Source organism: Streptomyces sp. NPDC028289, from assembly GCF_055565975.1.
This window is the reverse complement of record NZ_JBVHTI010000008.1, coordinates 100,809-116,968: the sequence shown is the minus strand read 5'-3', so window position 1 is coordinate 116,968 and position 16,160 is coordinate 100,809. Positions and strand designations below refer to the sequence as shown.

Annotated in this window: 7 protein-coding genes; 1 reads left to right on the top strand and 6 read right to left on the bottom strand. The window is 74.9% G+C overall.

Translation table 11 applies throughout. The features are described 5' to 3' along the window. The first annotated feature begins 132 nt into the window (after nucleotides 1–132). Complete coding sequence (locus tag ACZ4UV_RS37170) at nucleotides 133–1,134, top strand: lysylphosphatidylglycerol synthase transmembrane domain-containing protein (protein WP_467844071.1); 1,002 nt, start codon at nucleotides 133–135, stop codon at nucleotides 1,132–1,134. Between the two features lie 9 nt (nucleotides 1,135–1,143). On the opposite strand, the gene ACZ4UV_RS37165 is transcribed toward ACZ4UV_RS37170, so the two are convergent. Genes ACZ4UV_RS37165 through ACZ4UV_RS37140 form a run of 6 tightly spaced genes read right to left on the bottom strand, consistent with a single transcriptional unit; the run spans nucleotide 1,144 to nucleotide 16,005 of the window. Then, a complete protein-coding gene (locus tag ACZ4UV_RS37165) occupies nucleotides 1,144–2,199 on the bottom strand; it encodes a class I SAM-dependent methyltransferase (protein ID WP_467844068.1) in 1,056 nt (351 codons plus the stop codon). Then, complete coding sequence (locus ACZ4UV_RS37160; RefSeq protein ID WP_451023020.1) at nucleotides 2,183–3,373, bottom strand: glycosyltransferase; 1,191 nt, start codon at nucleotides 3,371–3,373, stop codon at nucleotides 2,183–2,185. Before ACZ4UV_RS37160 ends, ACZ4UV_RS37165 begins: the two co-directional genes overlap by 17 nt. Next, a complete protein-coding gene (locus ACZ4UV_RS37155; protein ID WP_351494576.1) occupies nucleotides 3,370–4,185 on the bottom strand; it encodes an alpha/beta fold hydrolase in 816 nt (271 codons plus the stop codon). Before ACZ4UV_RS37155 ends, ACZ4UV_RS37160 begins: the two co-directional genes overlap by 4 nt. Nucleotides 4,186–4,188: 3 nt before the next feature. Further along, a complete protein-coding gene (locus ACZ4UV_RS37150) occupies nucleotides 4,189–4,506 on the bottom strand; it encodes an acyl carrier protein (RefSeq protein WP_089105552.1) in 318 nt (105 codons plus the stop codon). Beyond that, nucleotides 4,503–9,116: a beta-ketoacyl synthase N-terminal-like domain-containing protein gene (locus ACZ4UV_RS37145; protein WP_467844062.1), complete on the bottom strand. Its 4,614-nt coding sequence runs from the start codon at nucleotides 9,114–9,116 to the stop codon at nucleotides 4,503–4,505. The genes ACZ4UV_RS37150 and ACZ4UV_RS37145 overlap by 4 nt, the downstream gene beginning before the upstream one ends. 1 nt (nucleotide 9,117) lies before the next feature. Next, entirely contained in the window at nucleotides 9,118–16,005 is a 6,888-nt protein-coding gene (locus ACZ4UV_RS37140; RefSeq protein WP_467844059.1) for an SDR family NAD(P)-dependent oxidoreductase, read from the bottom strand. Nucleotides 16,006–16,160: the final 155 nt, after the last annotated feature.

Below are 16,160 nucleotides of genomic sequence, written 5' to 3'. Positions count from 1 at the left end.
CCCGCGGCACCGGCCCGCCCCCCTGCCTTCGGTTTTCGGACATCCGGGTGTCATACGGGACGGGAAGGCTCCCCGGCGTCTGCTCGCCTGCGGCTCCCCACCGCCGGCCCGCCGTGGAAGGACAACGTCCCCGTGTCCTCACCGTCCTCACTGTCGTCACTGTCGTCATCCCGCCCCGACGCGCCCGTGCGTCCGCTGCCGGCGCCCTCCTCGATGGCGGGCCGGCCGCTCCGGCTCGCCCTGTGTCTGTCCCCGCTGCTCATCGCGGCGGTCTGGGGGCTGACCAACCGGTCACTGCTGTACGAGGGCGTCACCCGGCTCGCCCGCGCCGAACCGGCGTGGCTGCTGGCCGCGGGCGGTTTCACCTGCCTGACCTGGGTGGTGGCCGCCTGCATGCGGCAGGGCGCCGTGCCCGACCGGCTGCCGCCGGGGCTGCTGCTGGCCTCGCAGTTCGCCGCCGGCGCCGCCAACCACGCGCTGCCCGCCGGGCTCGGCGCGCACGCCGTCACCGTGCGTTTCCTGCGCACCCGGGGCGTTCCCGTGGAGCGGGCCACCTCCTCGATCGCGCTGTACTCGGTGGCCAAGTCGGGCGCGAAGACGGTCGTGCTGATCGTGTTCCTGCTCTCCTCGTCCGCCTGGCGGCGGCTGGGCGAGCTGCTCCCGGACGGCGTGGTGCTGATCCCGGTGGCCGCGGTGCTCACCCTGGTGGGCGTGGCGACGGCCGTCGTACGACCGCTGCGGCGGCCGGTCACCGGTCTGGTGCGCTCGGCGCTCACCGATGCCCGGACGGTCCATGCGCAGCCCTCCCGGGTGCTGGCCCTGTGGGGCGGGGCCACCGTGATGCCGCTGGTGCAGGCGTGCGTGCTGGCCTGCACCGGGGAGGCGCTCGGGCTGGGGCTGTCGTGGGGCACCGTGATCTTCGCGTACCTGGCGGCGGGCACGGCGGGGGGTGCCGTTCCGGTGCCCGGCGGGGTGGCGGTGGACGCGGCGCTCGTGATCACGCTGGTCGCGCTCGACTCCCCGGTCGCGGTGGCCACCGCGACCGTGATCGGCTACCGCGTCCTCACCGACTGGATCCCGCTGCTGCCGGGTGCCCTGGTGCTGTCGGCGATGATCCGCGCGAAGGTGCTGTGAGGCGAGGCGTCAGTCGCGTCGGGCGACGATGCGGTAGGCGTTGGAGACCCGGAGACGGTGCGAGACCGGCCGTACGGCGAAGCGGTCCAGGAGGGTGCCGGCGATCAGGGCCGGGATGCCCGCGATGAGCAGGGCGGCGCGGAGGGTCTTCTGGAGGGCGCCGGGCGGGGTCGGCAGCCAGGGGGCGTCCTCGCGCGGGGCGGTGTGGTCCAGGGCGAGCCAGACGGCGGCCAGCAGGTCGACGGGGTCGTGGGCCTCGGCGTGCTCTTCGGCGACGACCGTGAAGCCCAGGGCGGTGAGCCGCTCGCGGAGGTTGGCGACCGGGACGAAGTGCAGGTGCTGCGGCTGGAGCCAGGGCAGCCACCAGCGGCCGAGGAGGCGGGCGTAGCGGCTCTCCGGGTCGGGGACCTCGATGAGGAGGTGGCCGCCGGGGCGTACCGCCTCGTGGGCGGCGCGCAGTTCGCGGTCGGGGTCGGTGCTGTGCTCCAGGTAGTGGAACATGCTCACCACGTCGTAGCGGGCCGCGAGTTCGGGGGCCAGGTCGGGGAAGGCGCCGCGGTAGGCGTGCTCCACGCGGCCCTCGCGGGCGGCGAGTTCGACGCCGTCGGTGAAGTCGAGTCCGTCGAAGGCGGTGCCGGGCAGCACCTCGCGGGCGGCCTCGCAGAAGTGGCCGTGGCCGGTGCCGACGTCGAGCCAGTTCTTCGGGGTCGCGTCGTGCGGGACCATGGACCGGGCGCGGCCCTGGTACATCTTGGTGCGGCCGCCGAAGGTGCCGCTCATCTTCTGCTCGCCGAGGCCGTCGTAGAAGTCGCGGTAGTAGAACTCCAGGCCCGTCTCGTTGAGGCACGGGTTCTGGAAGGTGTGGCCGCACTCCGCGCAGCGGTCGAGGACGAAGGCGCCGGGCTTGTGCTGGAGCAGGTCGGTGGTGCGCAGCCGGGTGGTCAGCCGGTCGGAGGCGCACCAGGGACAGGTGGTGCGCCGGGGCTCGAAGAAGCGGTCCGTGCCCTCGGCGAGGTCCCGCTCGTAGGCGGAGCGCAGCGCCTCGACGTCACTCTGCTTGCTCATCGGCTCTCCTTGCGTGCGGGTCGGCTGCGAGGGCTTCCAGGTGGGTCGCGGCGGCCGGCGCTCCGCCCGCCGCGCGGAACGCGGTGCGGATCCTGGCCGCCGCCGTGCGCGGGCCGGGCTCGTACAGGACGGTGTCGAGGGCCTCGCCGAGGCGCGGGGCGGTGACCCGGCCGAACCGGACCCGGAGGCCCGCGCCGGCGTCGACGACCTGCCCGGCGATCACCGGCTGGTCGTCGCGGATGGGTGCGACGACCAGCGGGACGCCGTGCCACAGGGCCTCGCAGACGGTGTTGTGCCCGGCGTGGCAGACGACCGCGTCGACCCGTTCCAGGAGCGGGAGCTGGGGCAGCGAGGGCAGGATCAGGATGTCCTTGTCGTCGGCCGCGGGGGGCAGGGTGCCGCCGGGGTCGGCGACCAGCGCCTGCACCCGGTCGGCCCGTTCGCGTACGGCGGCCACGCACTCGGCCAGGAACCGTCCGCCCACGTCCGCGTTGGCGGTGCCGAGGGAGACGAGGACCCGCTCCCGGCTCGGGTCCAGCCAGTCCCAGGGGAACCCGTCGGCGACCGGCCGCTCGGAGATCGACGGGCCCACGTAACGGACCGCCGGCCGGTCGGTGGGGCCCGCCAGTTCGGGTGTGGTGAAGGCCAGGGTGAGATACGGCGAGAAGCGCGGGTCGGCCGTGCCCGCCGGGTCGCCGAAGCGGGCACGCAGCTCTGCGAGCCGGTCCCGGAGCCACTCGGCGACCTTGGGGATGCCGTCGTAGGCGTCACCGAACTCGGCCGAGGTGGTCGCGGAGGTCGCCCACGGCAGCCCGAGCCGCTCGGCCACCAGGGCCCCGGCGAAAGCCTGTTGGTCGGCGACCACCACATCGGGGCGGAACTCGTCGACGGCCGCCCGCACGCCGGGCGCCATGGCGTCCGCCAGCGGCACCAGGAACCACTCCCAGAGGAACTTCAGCGCCTCCGCGCCCCGCAGGTCGGCGGGCCGCTCCCCCTCCGCGGTCCCCGCGCACGGGAACACCCGCGCCTGCGGCCCCGCCAGCCGGTGCACCAGCCCGGCGTCCGCACAGACCCAGGCCACCCGGTGCCCGCGCTCGGCGAGTTCGGCCGCGACGCCGACGGCCGGGTTGATGTGGCCGACCAGTGGCGGTACGACGATCAGGAAGCCGCTCACCGGACCCCGGCGCGTACGCCGCCGCTGACCGAGTGGATCAGCTCCAGGATGTGTCCGCCGACCGTGCCGGCCGCCTCGACCAGCACGGAGTGCTCGTGCCCGGGCAGCACCACCGACCGGTAGTCCGCCAGCAGCGCCTCCTTCAGCGGGACCACCTCCACCAGGTCGGAGTCACCGCCGTACACCCCGAGCACCGGGCAGCGTACGGCGCTGATCTGATCCTCTGTCAGGACGCGGCTGGCCGGGATGTCCCGGCCGAGGCTGGTCTCGCGGGCGAGCCGGGCCGCGCCCTTGGCCAGCCGGGCGGTGTTGTGGCTGCGGTTGGCGGTGATCCAGGCGATCGCGTCCGGCTCGTTGTGGGCGAGTTCGGTGACGACCCGGTGCAGGATGCCGCCGAGTTTCGCGGCCCAGGCGGCGGTCGCCGGTTCGGACTCGATGAGGGTCAGGCTGGCCGCGCGCTCCGGGTGGCGGGCCGCGTAGCCGAAGGCGATGGTGCCGCCGTAGGAGTTGCCGACGAGGTGGACCGGGCCGGTGATCGACAGGTGGTCGAGCAGGGCCTCCAGGTCGTCGATGTTGTGGTCGAGGGTGTAACCGCCCGACGGGCGGCCGCTGCGGCCGTGGCCGCGCAGGTCGTACATGACCACGTCGAGGCCGGAGACGGCGAAGGCGGGGGCCACGGTGAAGTAGTAACTGGCCAGACTGTCGGTGAGCAGCCCGTGGACGAGGACCACGGTGGCGACCGGGATCCGGCCCTCCCCCGGGCCCATTCTCTGTACGTGCAGCCGGATGTCCCCGGTGTCGACGATCGCCATGGCTCAGCCCGCCTCCGTGGCCTTCAGGCTCCACACCACGTACTCGACGAGCCGGCCGACGGTCAGCTCGATGATCTCGTCGAACTCCATCCCGGCCAGGAACTCGGCGAAGTTGACCCGCTTCCCGTACCGCTCCTCCAGGAGCCCGGCCAGGGTGACCAGGTCGATGCTCTCCAGCTCCAGGTCGCGGTTGAAGGTGGTGCTCATGCCGATCTCGGCGTCGTCGTCGCCGTACTCCTCCAGGAGGGTGCGGAGCATCCGCGCGAGGTCGGCGAGCACGGCCTCCTCGTCGGCGCGGATCTCGGGCTCGGTGGGATTCATCGCGGGTCCTCCTCGGGGTCTGCGGCTGCCGGTCCGGGGGTCCAGGCCACGACGTAGTCGCGGTCCGGCAGTGCGGGGGGATTGCGGACCGGCGCGCAGTGCACCGGGTAGGCGCGTTCCAGCCGGCCCGAGACCAGCAGCAGGCTGCCGTCCGGGGCCGCCTCCAGGACGGTGAAGTCCCTCGGCCTGCCGTCGAATCCGGTGCCCTCCGCCTTGGCGACGGCCTCCTTGGCGGCCCAGAACCGCGTGAACCACAGAGCCGTCGAGTCGCCTGCGGAAAGGGTCTGCAGCAGCCGGAGTTCGTCCGCGCCGAGCGCGACCTCCATGGCCGCCGGATCGCGTTCGGTGACCTCTTCGAGGTCGATGCCCGGACCGGGTCCGGGGGTGTGCGGGCGTACGATCGCCACCGCCGCCTCGGCCCGGTGGGCGAGCGAGACGTCCAGCGCGGGCAGGGTGCGGCCGTGCACGCCCACCACGTACGGGCGGCCCAACGCATCGTTGCGGACCCGGAGTTCGGCCGGGAAGACCGGGCCCTCGCCGTGCTGCCAGAGCCACTGCCGTACCGCGTCCTTGGCGGCGATCCGGCCCAGCAGCCACTGCCGGCGGCCGCGGGGCGGGTGCGCGGCGTACTCCGAACGCTCCGTCCCGCCGAGGGAGTTGCGCATGATCAGCTCGCGGGAGGCCAGGTCCGGCCAGCGCTCGTGAAGTAAGGTCCAGCCGCCGGGCCGGGCCTCGGAGAGGGTGTTGCGTTCCGGGAAGCGCTCGACGGGGCGGGTGTGCGGGTCGTTGTCGAAGCGCCGGTCCTGCCAGCCGTCGATCCGGGCCCAGACCCGGTCGCCGACGGTGAGCTCCACGTCCGCCTCCAGGACGGTGTCGGTGAGCGAGGTGATCCGCACCAGGCAGCCGACCTCGGTGCCGGGGGCGGGGTGCGGGCCGTGGAAGCGCGTCTCCCGCAGCTGCACCGGGAAGACGACGGTCCGCTCGGTGCGGGTGGCCATGATCCAGTAGCCGAGGATCTGGCCGACGTTGTCGAGCAGGGCGCCCGGGGCGGTGGGCGTGGTGATCACCCCGCGGACGTGCCGGTCACCGATCGCGGTGAGCGCGGTGACGCCCTGGAACGCCGGGCCGTGGAACATCCAGCGCTCGGCGTACAGTTCGGCGGCGGTGTGGTCGGGGGTGCGCTCGGCGGCCGGGGGCCAGGCGGGACCGGCGGGCGGCGGGACATAATCCGGGGCCACCTCCACGACCGCGCGGGCGGTGGGGCCGAAGGTGACCGCGACGCGGCCGGGCCCCTCGGGGGTGACGGTGACCGGGACGTCGACGGCGGGTGTGGCGGTGAGCCAGCGGTCGAAGCGGGCTCCGTGCACGGCGACCGCCCGCAGTCCGGTGGCCTCCTCGGCCGCGTCCGTCATGTGCCGGACGATCGTGGTGGCGGGGACCACCGGCCAGCGGTCCTCGGTGTCGGGCCAGTCGGGGCGTTGCGGGAAGAAGCAGTGGTCGAGGAGGTGGGGCATCGCCTCGGGGGACACCCGGAGGGTGGTGGTGCGGGAGGTGGGGGGCGGCTGAGGTCCGGTGGGCGGAGGCACTGCGGGGACCGGGACGCGAGGCAGGGCACGGGCGGCCGTGGGGGCCGCGGTGGCGGACGAGGCGCCGATCGTGGTGAGGACGACCGCTGCCGTGTCGGCCGTCTCCCGCAGCAACGCGTCGAGTTCGGCGGCGGCCGGGATACGGGTGGCGAGGTCGTCCAGCGGGGACGGTCCGGCGGGGGTCCGTCGGCTGCCCAGCGCCGTGCGGAGTTCGTGCAGTTCCGGGCCGTCCAGGGACACCAGCGCGCCGCCCAGGTCGAGCCGGACGGGCGGCCGCTGCCGTGACGGCGTGACCGCGCTGCCCGTCTTCGGGACCGCCGGTGCGACGACGGCGCCCGCGGTCCACAACGCCGTTGCCACGCGCCGGAGTTGCGCCAGGCCGGAGCGGTGCGGCGAGTTGGCGGCGACGGCGAGGTGGTCGCGGTCGCCGAGGGTGTCGCCGATCAGGGAGGCCAGCTGACCCGGGCCGGTCTGGACGAAGACCCGGTGCCCGGCGGCGTACAGGGCCTCGACCAGTTGCCGGAACCGGACCGGCTCCAGCAGGTGCCGGACGAAGAGTTCGCGTACCTCCGCCTCGGCCGCCGGGAAGGGGGCCGCGGTGGTGCCGGACCAGACCGGCACCGTCGGCCGGTGCAGCCTGAAGCGCTCGGCGGCCTCCCTGATGGGGGTCAGGTACGGCTCCAGCATCGGGGTGTGGAAGCCGGACCGGAACGGCAGCACCTGGCACAGCACGCCGTCGGCCCGGAAGGCGCGGACGAAGTCCGCCACGGCCCGGTCCGGGCCGCAGACCATCGACTGGTTCGGCGCGTTGTCGTGGGAGAGGACGATCCCGGCGTCCGTCCAGTCCGCGTGGAGTGCGGCGAGGACGCGGTCGGCAGGGGCGCCGACGGCGGCGAAGGCGAGGCCCGGGACGGTGACCGCGTCGGGGTCGAACTCGGCCATGAAGGCATCCACTTGGTCACCCGCGTAGAGCCCGGCGGCCACCATCGCCGTCCACTCGCCGACGCTGTGCCCGGCGACCGCGTCCGGCACCACGCCCATCCGGCGCAGCGCCGAGTCCAGCAGCCGCCCCACGCCGACGACACCGAACCCATGACGGCCTACGTCCCCGACCCGCACGGCGTCCGTGGCAGGGCCGGTGACGGTGGGGAGGCCGAAATGCGCGGCGATGTCGTCGACGCGGGGAGCGAACTCGCCTTCCAGCCCCGGGAAGACGAAGGCCAGTCCACCGTGGGTCTCGCCGCCGAGCAGCCGGGCGGGCCGGAACCACACGTCGTTGCGGCCCTGCCAGGCACGGCCCTTGCCGACCGCGCGCCGGGCGAGTGCGAGCCGTCTGGCGGTGGGGTCGACGATGCCCAGGCGGACCGGGCCCGCCTGGGGATGGGTCTCTTCCGGGGCGAGACCGGCGGCGAGGACGGCGGAGTCGTCGGCGGCGAGGATCGCGGTCAGCCGGTCGGGGGTGTCGGCCGCGAGCAGGAGGATGCGCTCGGGTTCGGTGACCTCTGCGACGCGGGGCTCGGTGGCCTCGGTGCTGCGGGGTTCGGTGACTTCCCCGACGCGGGGCCCCGTGCCTCCCGTGCCGCGGACGACGGCGGCCGCGCGGCGGCCGGGAGCCTCCTCCAGCACCACGTGGGCGTTGATCCCGCCGAACCCGAAGGCGTTCACCGCGGCTCTGCGGACCGGCTGTCCGGGACCGGTCTCCCAGGGCCGGGCCCGGTCCAGCGTGCGGAAGCGGGTGGCGGCGAGGGCCGGGTGCGGGTCCTCGCAGTGCAGGGTGGGCAGCAGGGTGGCGTGGTGGAGCGCGAGGGCGGCCTTGACCAGCCCGGCGACCCCGGCGGCCGGCATGGTGTGGCCGATCATCGACTTCACCGAGCCCAGCACGGCCCGTTCGCCCTCGGCACCCGGCCCGAACACCTCGGCCAGCGTGGTCAGTTCGGCCGTGTCACCGGCCGGGGTGGCGGTGCCGTGCGCCTCCAGGAGGCCGAGCGAGTGCGGGGCGGTGGGGTCGAGGCCCGCGGCCCGCCAGGCCTGGCGTACGGCGTGGGTCTGGCCACCGGGGTCGGGGTTGACGAGTCCGGCGGTACGGCCGTCGCTGGCCACCCCGGTGCCGCGGATCACCGCGTAGACGCGGTCGCCGTCGCGTTCGGCGTCGGCGAGGCGCTTGAGGACGACGACCCCGGTGCCCTCGCCGATGAGGATGCCGTCGGCGTCGCGGTGGAAGGGGCGGATGCGCTGGCTCGGGGAGAGCGCGCGCAGCTGGGAGAAGACGCTCCACAGGGTGATGTCGTGGCAGTGGTGCACTCCCCCGGCGAGCATCACGTCGCAGCGCCCCGCGGTGAGTTCGGTGACGGCCTGGTCGACGGCGACCAGCGAGGAGGCGCAGGCCGCGTCCACGGTGTAGGCGGGGCCGCGCAGGTCGAGGCGGTTGGCGATCCGGGAGGCGGCGAGGTTGGGCACCAGGCCGATCGCGGACTCGGGGCTGGCGGGGCCGAGCCGCTCGGTGAACGCCTCGCGCACCCGGGCCAGTTGGCCGGGCGTGAGGTCGGGCACCAACTCGCCCAGGGTGCGAACGAGTTGCCCCGCCGTCCGGACCCTCTGGTCGAGCCGGACCAGGCCGGGGGTGAGATAGCCGCCCCGGCCCAGCACCACGCCGATCCGGTGCCGGTCGGGCAGCCGGTCCGCGCCGCCCGCGTCGGCGATCGCCGCTGCGGCCACGTCCAGGGCGATCAGCTGGTCGGGTTCGGTGCCGGGGACGGAGTTCGGCATGATCCCGTACCGGGTGACCTCCACCTCGGCCAGCCCGTCCACGAAGCCGCCGCGCCGGCAGTACACCTGGTCGGGGACGGCGGGCCCGGTCGCCGAGCCGGGCCGGTAGTACTCCGCGTCCCAGCGCCCGTCCGGCACGTCTGTTATGGCATCCGTGCCGTTCAGCAGGTTCTGCCAATACGCGTCGAGGCCTGCGGCGCCGGGCAGCAGCACCGCCATGCCCACGATCGCGACCGGTGTCCGGCGGTCGTCGGTCATGTCACCAGCCCGAGGCGGTGTAGACGACGGCCCGTACGGACTCCTCGCCCCAGGCGAGCTCCCGCAGCAGCGCGGCGGTGCCCTCGTCGGGGTCGATCAGCCTGATGCCGCGGCGCGCGTACTCGCGTCCGAGTTCCGGGCTGACCATGCCGGTGTGTCCGCCGACGGGCGCCCACGGCCCCCAGTGCACGGTCAGCGCGCGGTTGCCGGTGCGCTCCGCCCAGCCGGCGCCGAGGCTCTCCAGGGCGTCGTTGGCGGCGGCGTAGTCGGCCTGCCCGCGGTTGCCGAGGACGGCCGAGATGCTGCCGAACAGGACGGCGAAACCGGGGCGGTCGGGCAGTTCTTCCAGGGCGGCGAGCAGGGTGGCCGCGCCGGTCGTCTTCGTGCCGTAGACCCGCTGGAAGGACTCCGGGGTCTTCTCGGCGATCAGCCGGTCCTCGATCACCCCGGCCGCGAAGACGACCCCGTCCAGGCGGCCGTGGTCGGCGTGGATCTCCTTGACGGCCTGGAGGGCGGCGTCGCGGTCGCGGAAGTCGACGGCACGGTAGCGGGCCTCGCTGCCGAGCGCGGCGAGTTCGCCGAGGGTGGCGGTGATCTCCCGCTGGGCCAGGATCAGTTCGGCCTCGCGGTTGATCTCGGCGGGCTTCAGGCCACCGCGGGCGGCGAGGACGGCGCGGAGTTCGGCGGGGGTGCGGACGGCGGCGGTGTCCGGGGTCTCGGGACCGCTCGGCGCGGGTGTCCGGCCGAGCAGTTCGATCCGGCAGCGGCAGGCGGCGGCGAGGGTGGCCGCGAACTTCGCGGTGATGCCCCGGGCGCCGCCGACCAGCAGGACCACCGAGTCCCGGTCGAGGCCGAGCGCGGCGGCCTCGGCGGCCCCGGCCCCGGCGGGACCCGCCCCGGTGCCGCCGAGCGTGCCAGGCGCGACCTCGACCAGTTCGAGGCCCTGCCGGCCGGTGGCCGTGCGCAGCACGACGGGTGCGGGTTCCGGTGCGAGCAGTTCGTCGAGCAGCGCGTCGGCGACCGCCTCCGGTGCGGTGTCCCCCAGGGTCACGACCCGGGCGACGGTGTCGGGGTACTCCCGGGCCACGGTGCGGAAGAGCCCGTGCAGTCCGGCCGAGCGCGCCGCGTCCGTGCCGCCGGCGGGGCGGGCGGCCAGCAGCCAGCGCGGGCTCCTGGCCAGGGCCGCCCGCAGGACCGGGTAGGCGTCGGGCAGCACCGGGGTGTCGCTGCCGGGCAGCGCGCCCAGGTACAGCACTCCGTCCACGGCTCCGTCCGCCTCCCCCAGCAGGTGGCCGGCGTCCACGGTCACGGCCTCGGCGCCGTACCCGGCGAGCCGTGCCGCCACCTGCGCGCCGCCCCCGAGGACGAAGAACCGCCTGCCGGACAGCACGGCGGCCGGGTCGGCCACGGCATCCGGCTGCGCCAGGGCCACGGGCCGCATCTCGAACCGCTTCGGCGCCTCGCCCGCGGGGACCTCGGCGGCCGCGGCGGGGTGGGGCTCCGGTGCCGGTGCGCCCGGACCGGACCCGGCGGCAGCCCTCACCGGCTCGGGCGCGGCGGCCGTCCCGACGGTGGTGGCCGGGGCCGGTCCGGTCGCAGCCGTGGCCGTCGCCTCCGCACCGGTGCCGACCCGTGCCCTCAGCCACCCGGTGACGGCCGCCGCCGTGCGTGCCTTGGCCAGCTCCTCCAGTTCGGCGTCGTCGAGGGTCTCCGCACCGCCCGCGATGCCCAGCCGCTTGGCCAGCTCACCGGCGATCTCGGCACGCTTGATCGAGTCGATGCTCAGGTCGGCTTCCAGATCGAGGTCGGGCTCGATCATGTCCACGGGGTAGCCGGTGCGCTCGCTGATGATCTCCAGGACGACCCGCTCGACGTCGGCCGTCGCCTCGGGCTCGACCGCGGGGGCGGGGGCGGGTGCGAGGGCGGGTACGGGCTCCGTCGACGGTGGCTGCGCTACGGCCGCTTCGGCCGGCGGCAGCTGCTGGAGCACCGGCGCGGCCGGCACCTGCACCTGGGCCGCGCCGAAGTAGGTGAGCAGGACGTCGCGCTGGGCGGCGATCATCTCCCGGCTGGTGCGCAGGAACTCGGAGATCAGCGCGTCCCGGTCGGCGGGGGCGCCGTGCGGCTGGTTCGTCGTCACAGTCGTCGTCTCCACGACTCGTCGGGCCGGTGCGAGGGCACCGGGCAGGAGGTCTCCGGCGGCGGTGCGCACGAGCTGTCCGTCGACCGTCCAGCCGGGCCGTTTCGGCGCCGGGGCCCGGACCGCGTCCACGGCGTCCCGGCCGCGCAGCAGCCGGGCGGTGCGTACCGGCGCGCCGGCCGCGGCCAGCTGGGCCAGTGCGTCGAGCCAGCCGCGCAGTCCGCCGCCGGCACGGGGTTCGCAGGCCACGGTGGTGTGCGGACGGTCGCCGAGGATCTGTCCGACGAGCCGGGTGAGGACGGTGCCGGGCCCGGCCTCCACGAAGACGCGGGCCCCGGCCTCGTACATCGCCTCGATCTGGGCGGCGAAGGCGACGGGTGAGCCGATCTGGGCGGCGAGTTCGGCGCGTACGGCGTCGGCGTCGGGCCGGTAGGGGGCCGCGGTGCGGTTGGACCACACCGGGAACTCGGGCGGTCGTACGGCCGTGTCCGCGAGGACTTCCGCGAACCGGTCGCCCGCCCCGGCGACGACCGGGCTGTGGAAGGCGCAGGCCACCGGGATCCGCTTGGCGCCGAGACCGGCCGCGCGCAACAGCCGTACGGCTTCGATCACTTCGTCGGTCGGGCCGGAGATGACGGTCTGCCGGGGCGAGTTGTGGTTGGCGACGACCACGGAGGCCGGGGCGCCGACCGTGCGCAGCGCGCGCTCGACGTCGTCCGCCGCGCCGGACACGGCGGCCATGGTGCCGGGTTCGTCGCCCGCGGCGGCCAGGATCGCGGCCGCGCGTTCGGCGCTCAGGTCCAGGAGGGTCTCGGGGGTGAGGGCGCCGGCCGCGCTGAGGGCGACGAGTTCGCCGTAGCTGTGTCCGGCGGCCATGTCGGGGCGGACGCCGGCCGCCGTCAGGAAGGCGTGGGCCGCGAGGCCGGTGATGCCGAGGGCGGGCTGGGCGGCCCGGGTGTCGGTGAGGGCGGCCCGGCGGCGCTCGCGGGTGTCGTCGTCGAAGGCGGCGGGCGGGTAGAGGGTGTCGGCGTGGGCGCGGCCGAGCTGGAGGTAGTGCTGCAGCTCGGGGAAGGCGATGAGGACGTCGGCGAGCATGCCGGGGCGCTGGCTGCCCTGACCGGGGAAGAGGAAGGCGACCTTGGCGTCGGCGGCCGCGTCGGGCTGCGGGTCCGTCAGGTGGATGCCGGCGGCCGGGTCGTGCTCCCCCGCGAGGACGCGGCGCAGTTGCCCGGCCAGCCCGGGCACGTCGGTCGCGACCACCGCGGCCCGTACCGGCTCGTGGGAGGCGTCCGCGCGGCGGGCCGCGGCGAGCGCCAGGTCACGCAGCCGCCAGGAGCCGGTAGAGGCCGCCCGCAGGATCTCCTCGACGCCCCGGTGGGCGGCCTTGTCGTCCCGCCCCCGGAACACGAGGAGCTCGGCGGGCCAGGCGTCCATCCCCTGCTCGGGTGGTACGGCGCTGTCGTAGGCGCCCAGCACCACGTGGAAGTTGGTGCCGCCGAACCCGAACGCGCTGACCCCGGCGACCCGTTCGGCGGGCGGTGCCGCCCAGGGCTGGGCCTCGGTGTGGAAGGCGAACGGGCTGTCCGCTTCCTTCCAGGCCGGGTTGGGGCGGTCGAGGTGCAGGGTGGGCGGCTTCACGCCGGTGTGCAGGGCGAGGGTGGTCTTGATCAGCCCGGCGAGGCCTGCGGCACACTTGGTGTGCCCGATCTGGGACTTGACCGACCCGAGCCCGCAACCTCCGTTAGCCGCGCCCGCTTCCGTGAACACCTCACTGAGGATGGTGAGTTCGGTGCGGTCACCGACGACGGTCCCGGTGCCGTGCGCCTCGACCAGGCCGACCTGGGCCGGGGAGATCCCGGCATTGCGGTAGGCGCGCAGCAGTGCGGCCCGCTGGCCTTCGGGCCGGGGCGCGGTCAGGCCCAGGGAGCGGCCGTCGCTGGACGAGCCCAGCCCCTTGACCACGCCGTAGATCCGGTCGCCGTCGCGCTCGGCGTCGGCCAGTCGCTTGAGGACGACGCAGGCCACGCCCTCGCCCAGTGCGATGCCGTCGGCGGAGCCGTCGAAGGCGCGGGAGCGGCCGGTCGGGGAGAGGGCGTGCACCGAGGAGAAGAGGACGTAGTCGTTGATGCCGTTGTGCAGGTCGGCGCCGCCGCAGAGCACGACGTCGCTGGTGCCGGCGGTGAGTTCCTTGCAGGCGACGTCGACGGCGGCCAGCGAGGAGGCGCAGGCCGCGTCCACGGTGTAGTTGGCGCCGCCCAGGTCGAGGCGGTTCGCGATCCGCCCCGAGATGACGTTGGCCAGCATGCCCGGGAAGGAGTCCTCGGTGAACCGGGGCAGCTGCTCGTCGAGGCCGTCGGGGACCTTGCCGTAGTACGAGGGCAGTACGGCACGCAGGGTGGCCGCGTTGGAGAGGTCGCTGCCGGCCTCGGCGCCGAAGACGACGGAGGTGCGCGACCGGTCGAACTCCCGTCCCTGTGTGCCGTATCCGGCGTCGTCCAGGGCGCGCCGGGCGGCCTCCAGGGCGAGCAGCTGGACGGGCTCGATGTGGCCGAGCGAGGCGGGCGGGATGCCGTAGCCCAGCGGGTCGAAGGGGATGGGTGGCAGGAAGCCGCCCCACTTCGAGGTGGTGGAGCCGTCGGCGTGGTGCACGGCCGGGTCCCAGCGTTCCACCGGCACCTCGGTCACCGCGTCGTGTCCGGCGACCACGTTCGCCCAGAAGGTGGCGAGGTCGGGGGCCTCGGGGAACATGCAGGCCATGCCGACGATCGCGATGTCGAGCGGGGCGGGGGCGGGAGGCTGGGCCGGCCGTGCCACCGCCGTCGTCCGCCGCGCCAGGAGGTCGGCGGCTGCGTCGGTCACGGCGTGGTGCAGGGCAGCCACGGTGGTGGTCGCCGAGCGCAGCACGGCGACCTCTCCGGCCATGAACATTCCGTCGGAGAACTGGCGTTGCTCGTCCACCGGCGTCAACTCGCCGTCCGCCGACCGGTCGACACCCTTGCTGGCGATGCGCAGCCGGCCGACGTTGAGCCGTTCCAGCTCCTCCCACACCCGCCTGTCGGACACCCCGCTGTCCCGCAACTCCGCTTCGCGCTCGCGGTAGTTGAAGGTGAACGGGCTGGGCACACAGCGGGTGGCGTGGCCGGGCGCGGTCTCCAGGAGGGCGGTCGTGGCGGCCGTCATGACCTGGCGCTGGAACAGGGGCTGGATCGCGCCCCGGTCCACGGCCTCCTCGGTGAAGAGGTAGGCGGTGCCCATGAGCAGGCCGACGGCCGCGCCCCGGGCCGTGAGCGGCGCGGCGAGCGCGGCGACCATCGCCGCCGAGCGTTCGTCGTGGATGCCGCCCGCGAAGAACACCTCCAGGCCCTCGGCGTCCGCGAAGTCCTCCAGGACGGCGAGCTGGGCCTCCCAGAGCGGGAAGCTCGCGCGCGGTCCGACGTGGCCGCCGCACTCGGAGCCTTCGAACACGAACTTCCGGGCCCCGGCCTCCAGGAACTGCCGCAGCAGCCCGGGCGAGGGCACGTGCAGGAAGGTGCTGATCCCGGCCCGCTCCAGCGCCTCGGCCTGCGCGGGCCGGCCGCCGGCGACGATGGCGTGGCTGGGCCGCAGCTCGCGTACCGCTTCGAGCTGGGCGTTCCTCAGTTCCTCGGGCGCGAAGCCCAGGACGCCGACGCCCCAGGGCCGTCCGTCGAGCGCGGCCTTGGCCTCGGTCAGCATCTCCCGGGTGCGGGTGCCGTCGGCGAGGGCCAGCGCCAGGAAGGGCAGCGCCCCGTCGTCGGCGACGGCGGATGCGAAAGCGGCCCGGTCGCTCACCCGGGTCATCGGGCCTTGCGCGACGGGCAACCGGGTGCCGAGGGCACGGCTCATGGCGGAGGTTCCGGGACGCAGTGCCTCGCAGGCGTCCGCGTCCGCGCGTATCGCCGCCGTCAACTCCCTTACGGTCCGCCGCACATCGCCCCATCGCTCGGCGAACCGTGCGGCGAGGAAGCCGTCCTGGCCCACCGGGAGCAGTTGACTGCGCAGGTCCTCGGCACCGAGCAGCGCGGCGACCGCGGCCGGATCGTCGGCGGGCGGGCGCACGGCGTCCGGGCCGCGGCGGTGCAGGACCCGGTGACCGGCCACGACGGCCGTCTCGGAGCCGTCCAGGGAGCGCAGTGCGGCCGCCGTCGCCTCGGGGAGCCGGGACTCGGCGAGCAGGGCCAGTTGGCTGTCGAGGACCACCCCGGCCGCGCCGCCGGCCACCGCGGCCGCCGCCGTGTGCGGTCCGATGCCGCCGGCGGCCCAGACGGGCACGTCCAGCTCGGTGGTGCCGAGCAGCTGTTGAAGGAGGACGAAGGTGCTCAGCTCGCCGACCCGGCCGCCGCTCTCGGCGCCCCGGGCGATCAGTCCGTGCGCTCCGGCCGCGACCGCCGCGCGTGCTTCGGCCAGGTCGGTCACCTCGGCCAGCACGCGTGCGTGCGGGGCGAGTTCGGCGACGGTCCAGGGTGCGTCGGCGGCCCGGACCACGGTGTCGGGCGCCGGGCCGAGCTCGTCCGGGGTGAGGGTACAGCCGGCGGCGACCCGCACGCCGTACGGTCCCGGTGCCGCCCGTCTCAGGCGGGCCAGTGCCTCCCGGGCTCTTCGGTCGCCGCGTCCCAGGTCGAGGACGCCGAGTCCGCCGGCGGCACAGACCGCTGTCGCGAGCCTGGCATCGGGTTCTCCGAAAGGGGTGATGCACATGATCAGGTCGACGGCACGCACAGGGGACGTCATGACACTCCGAATAATCGGGAGGACAGCACGGTGGGGGATGTGTGCGGCGGAAAACTCGTGGTGAGGCCACCGGAAACTAGCGAGTTCATTACTCGCGGGTCAATAACGGAGGGGGCCCGTCACGTCCGGTAGTATTGATTCGGCCAGCGGGAGGA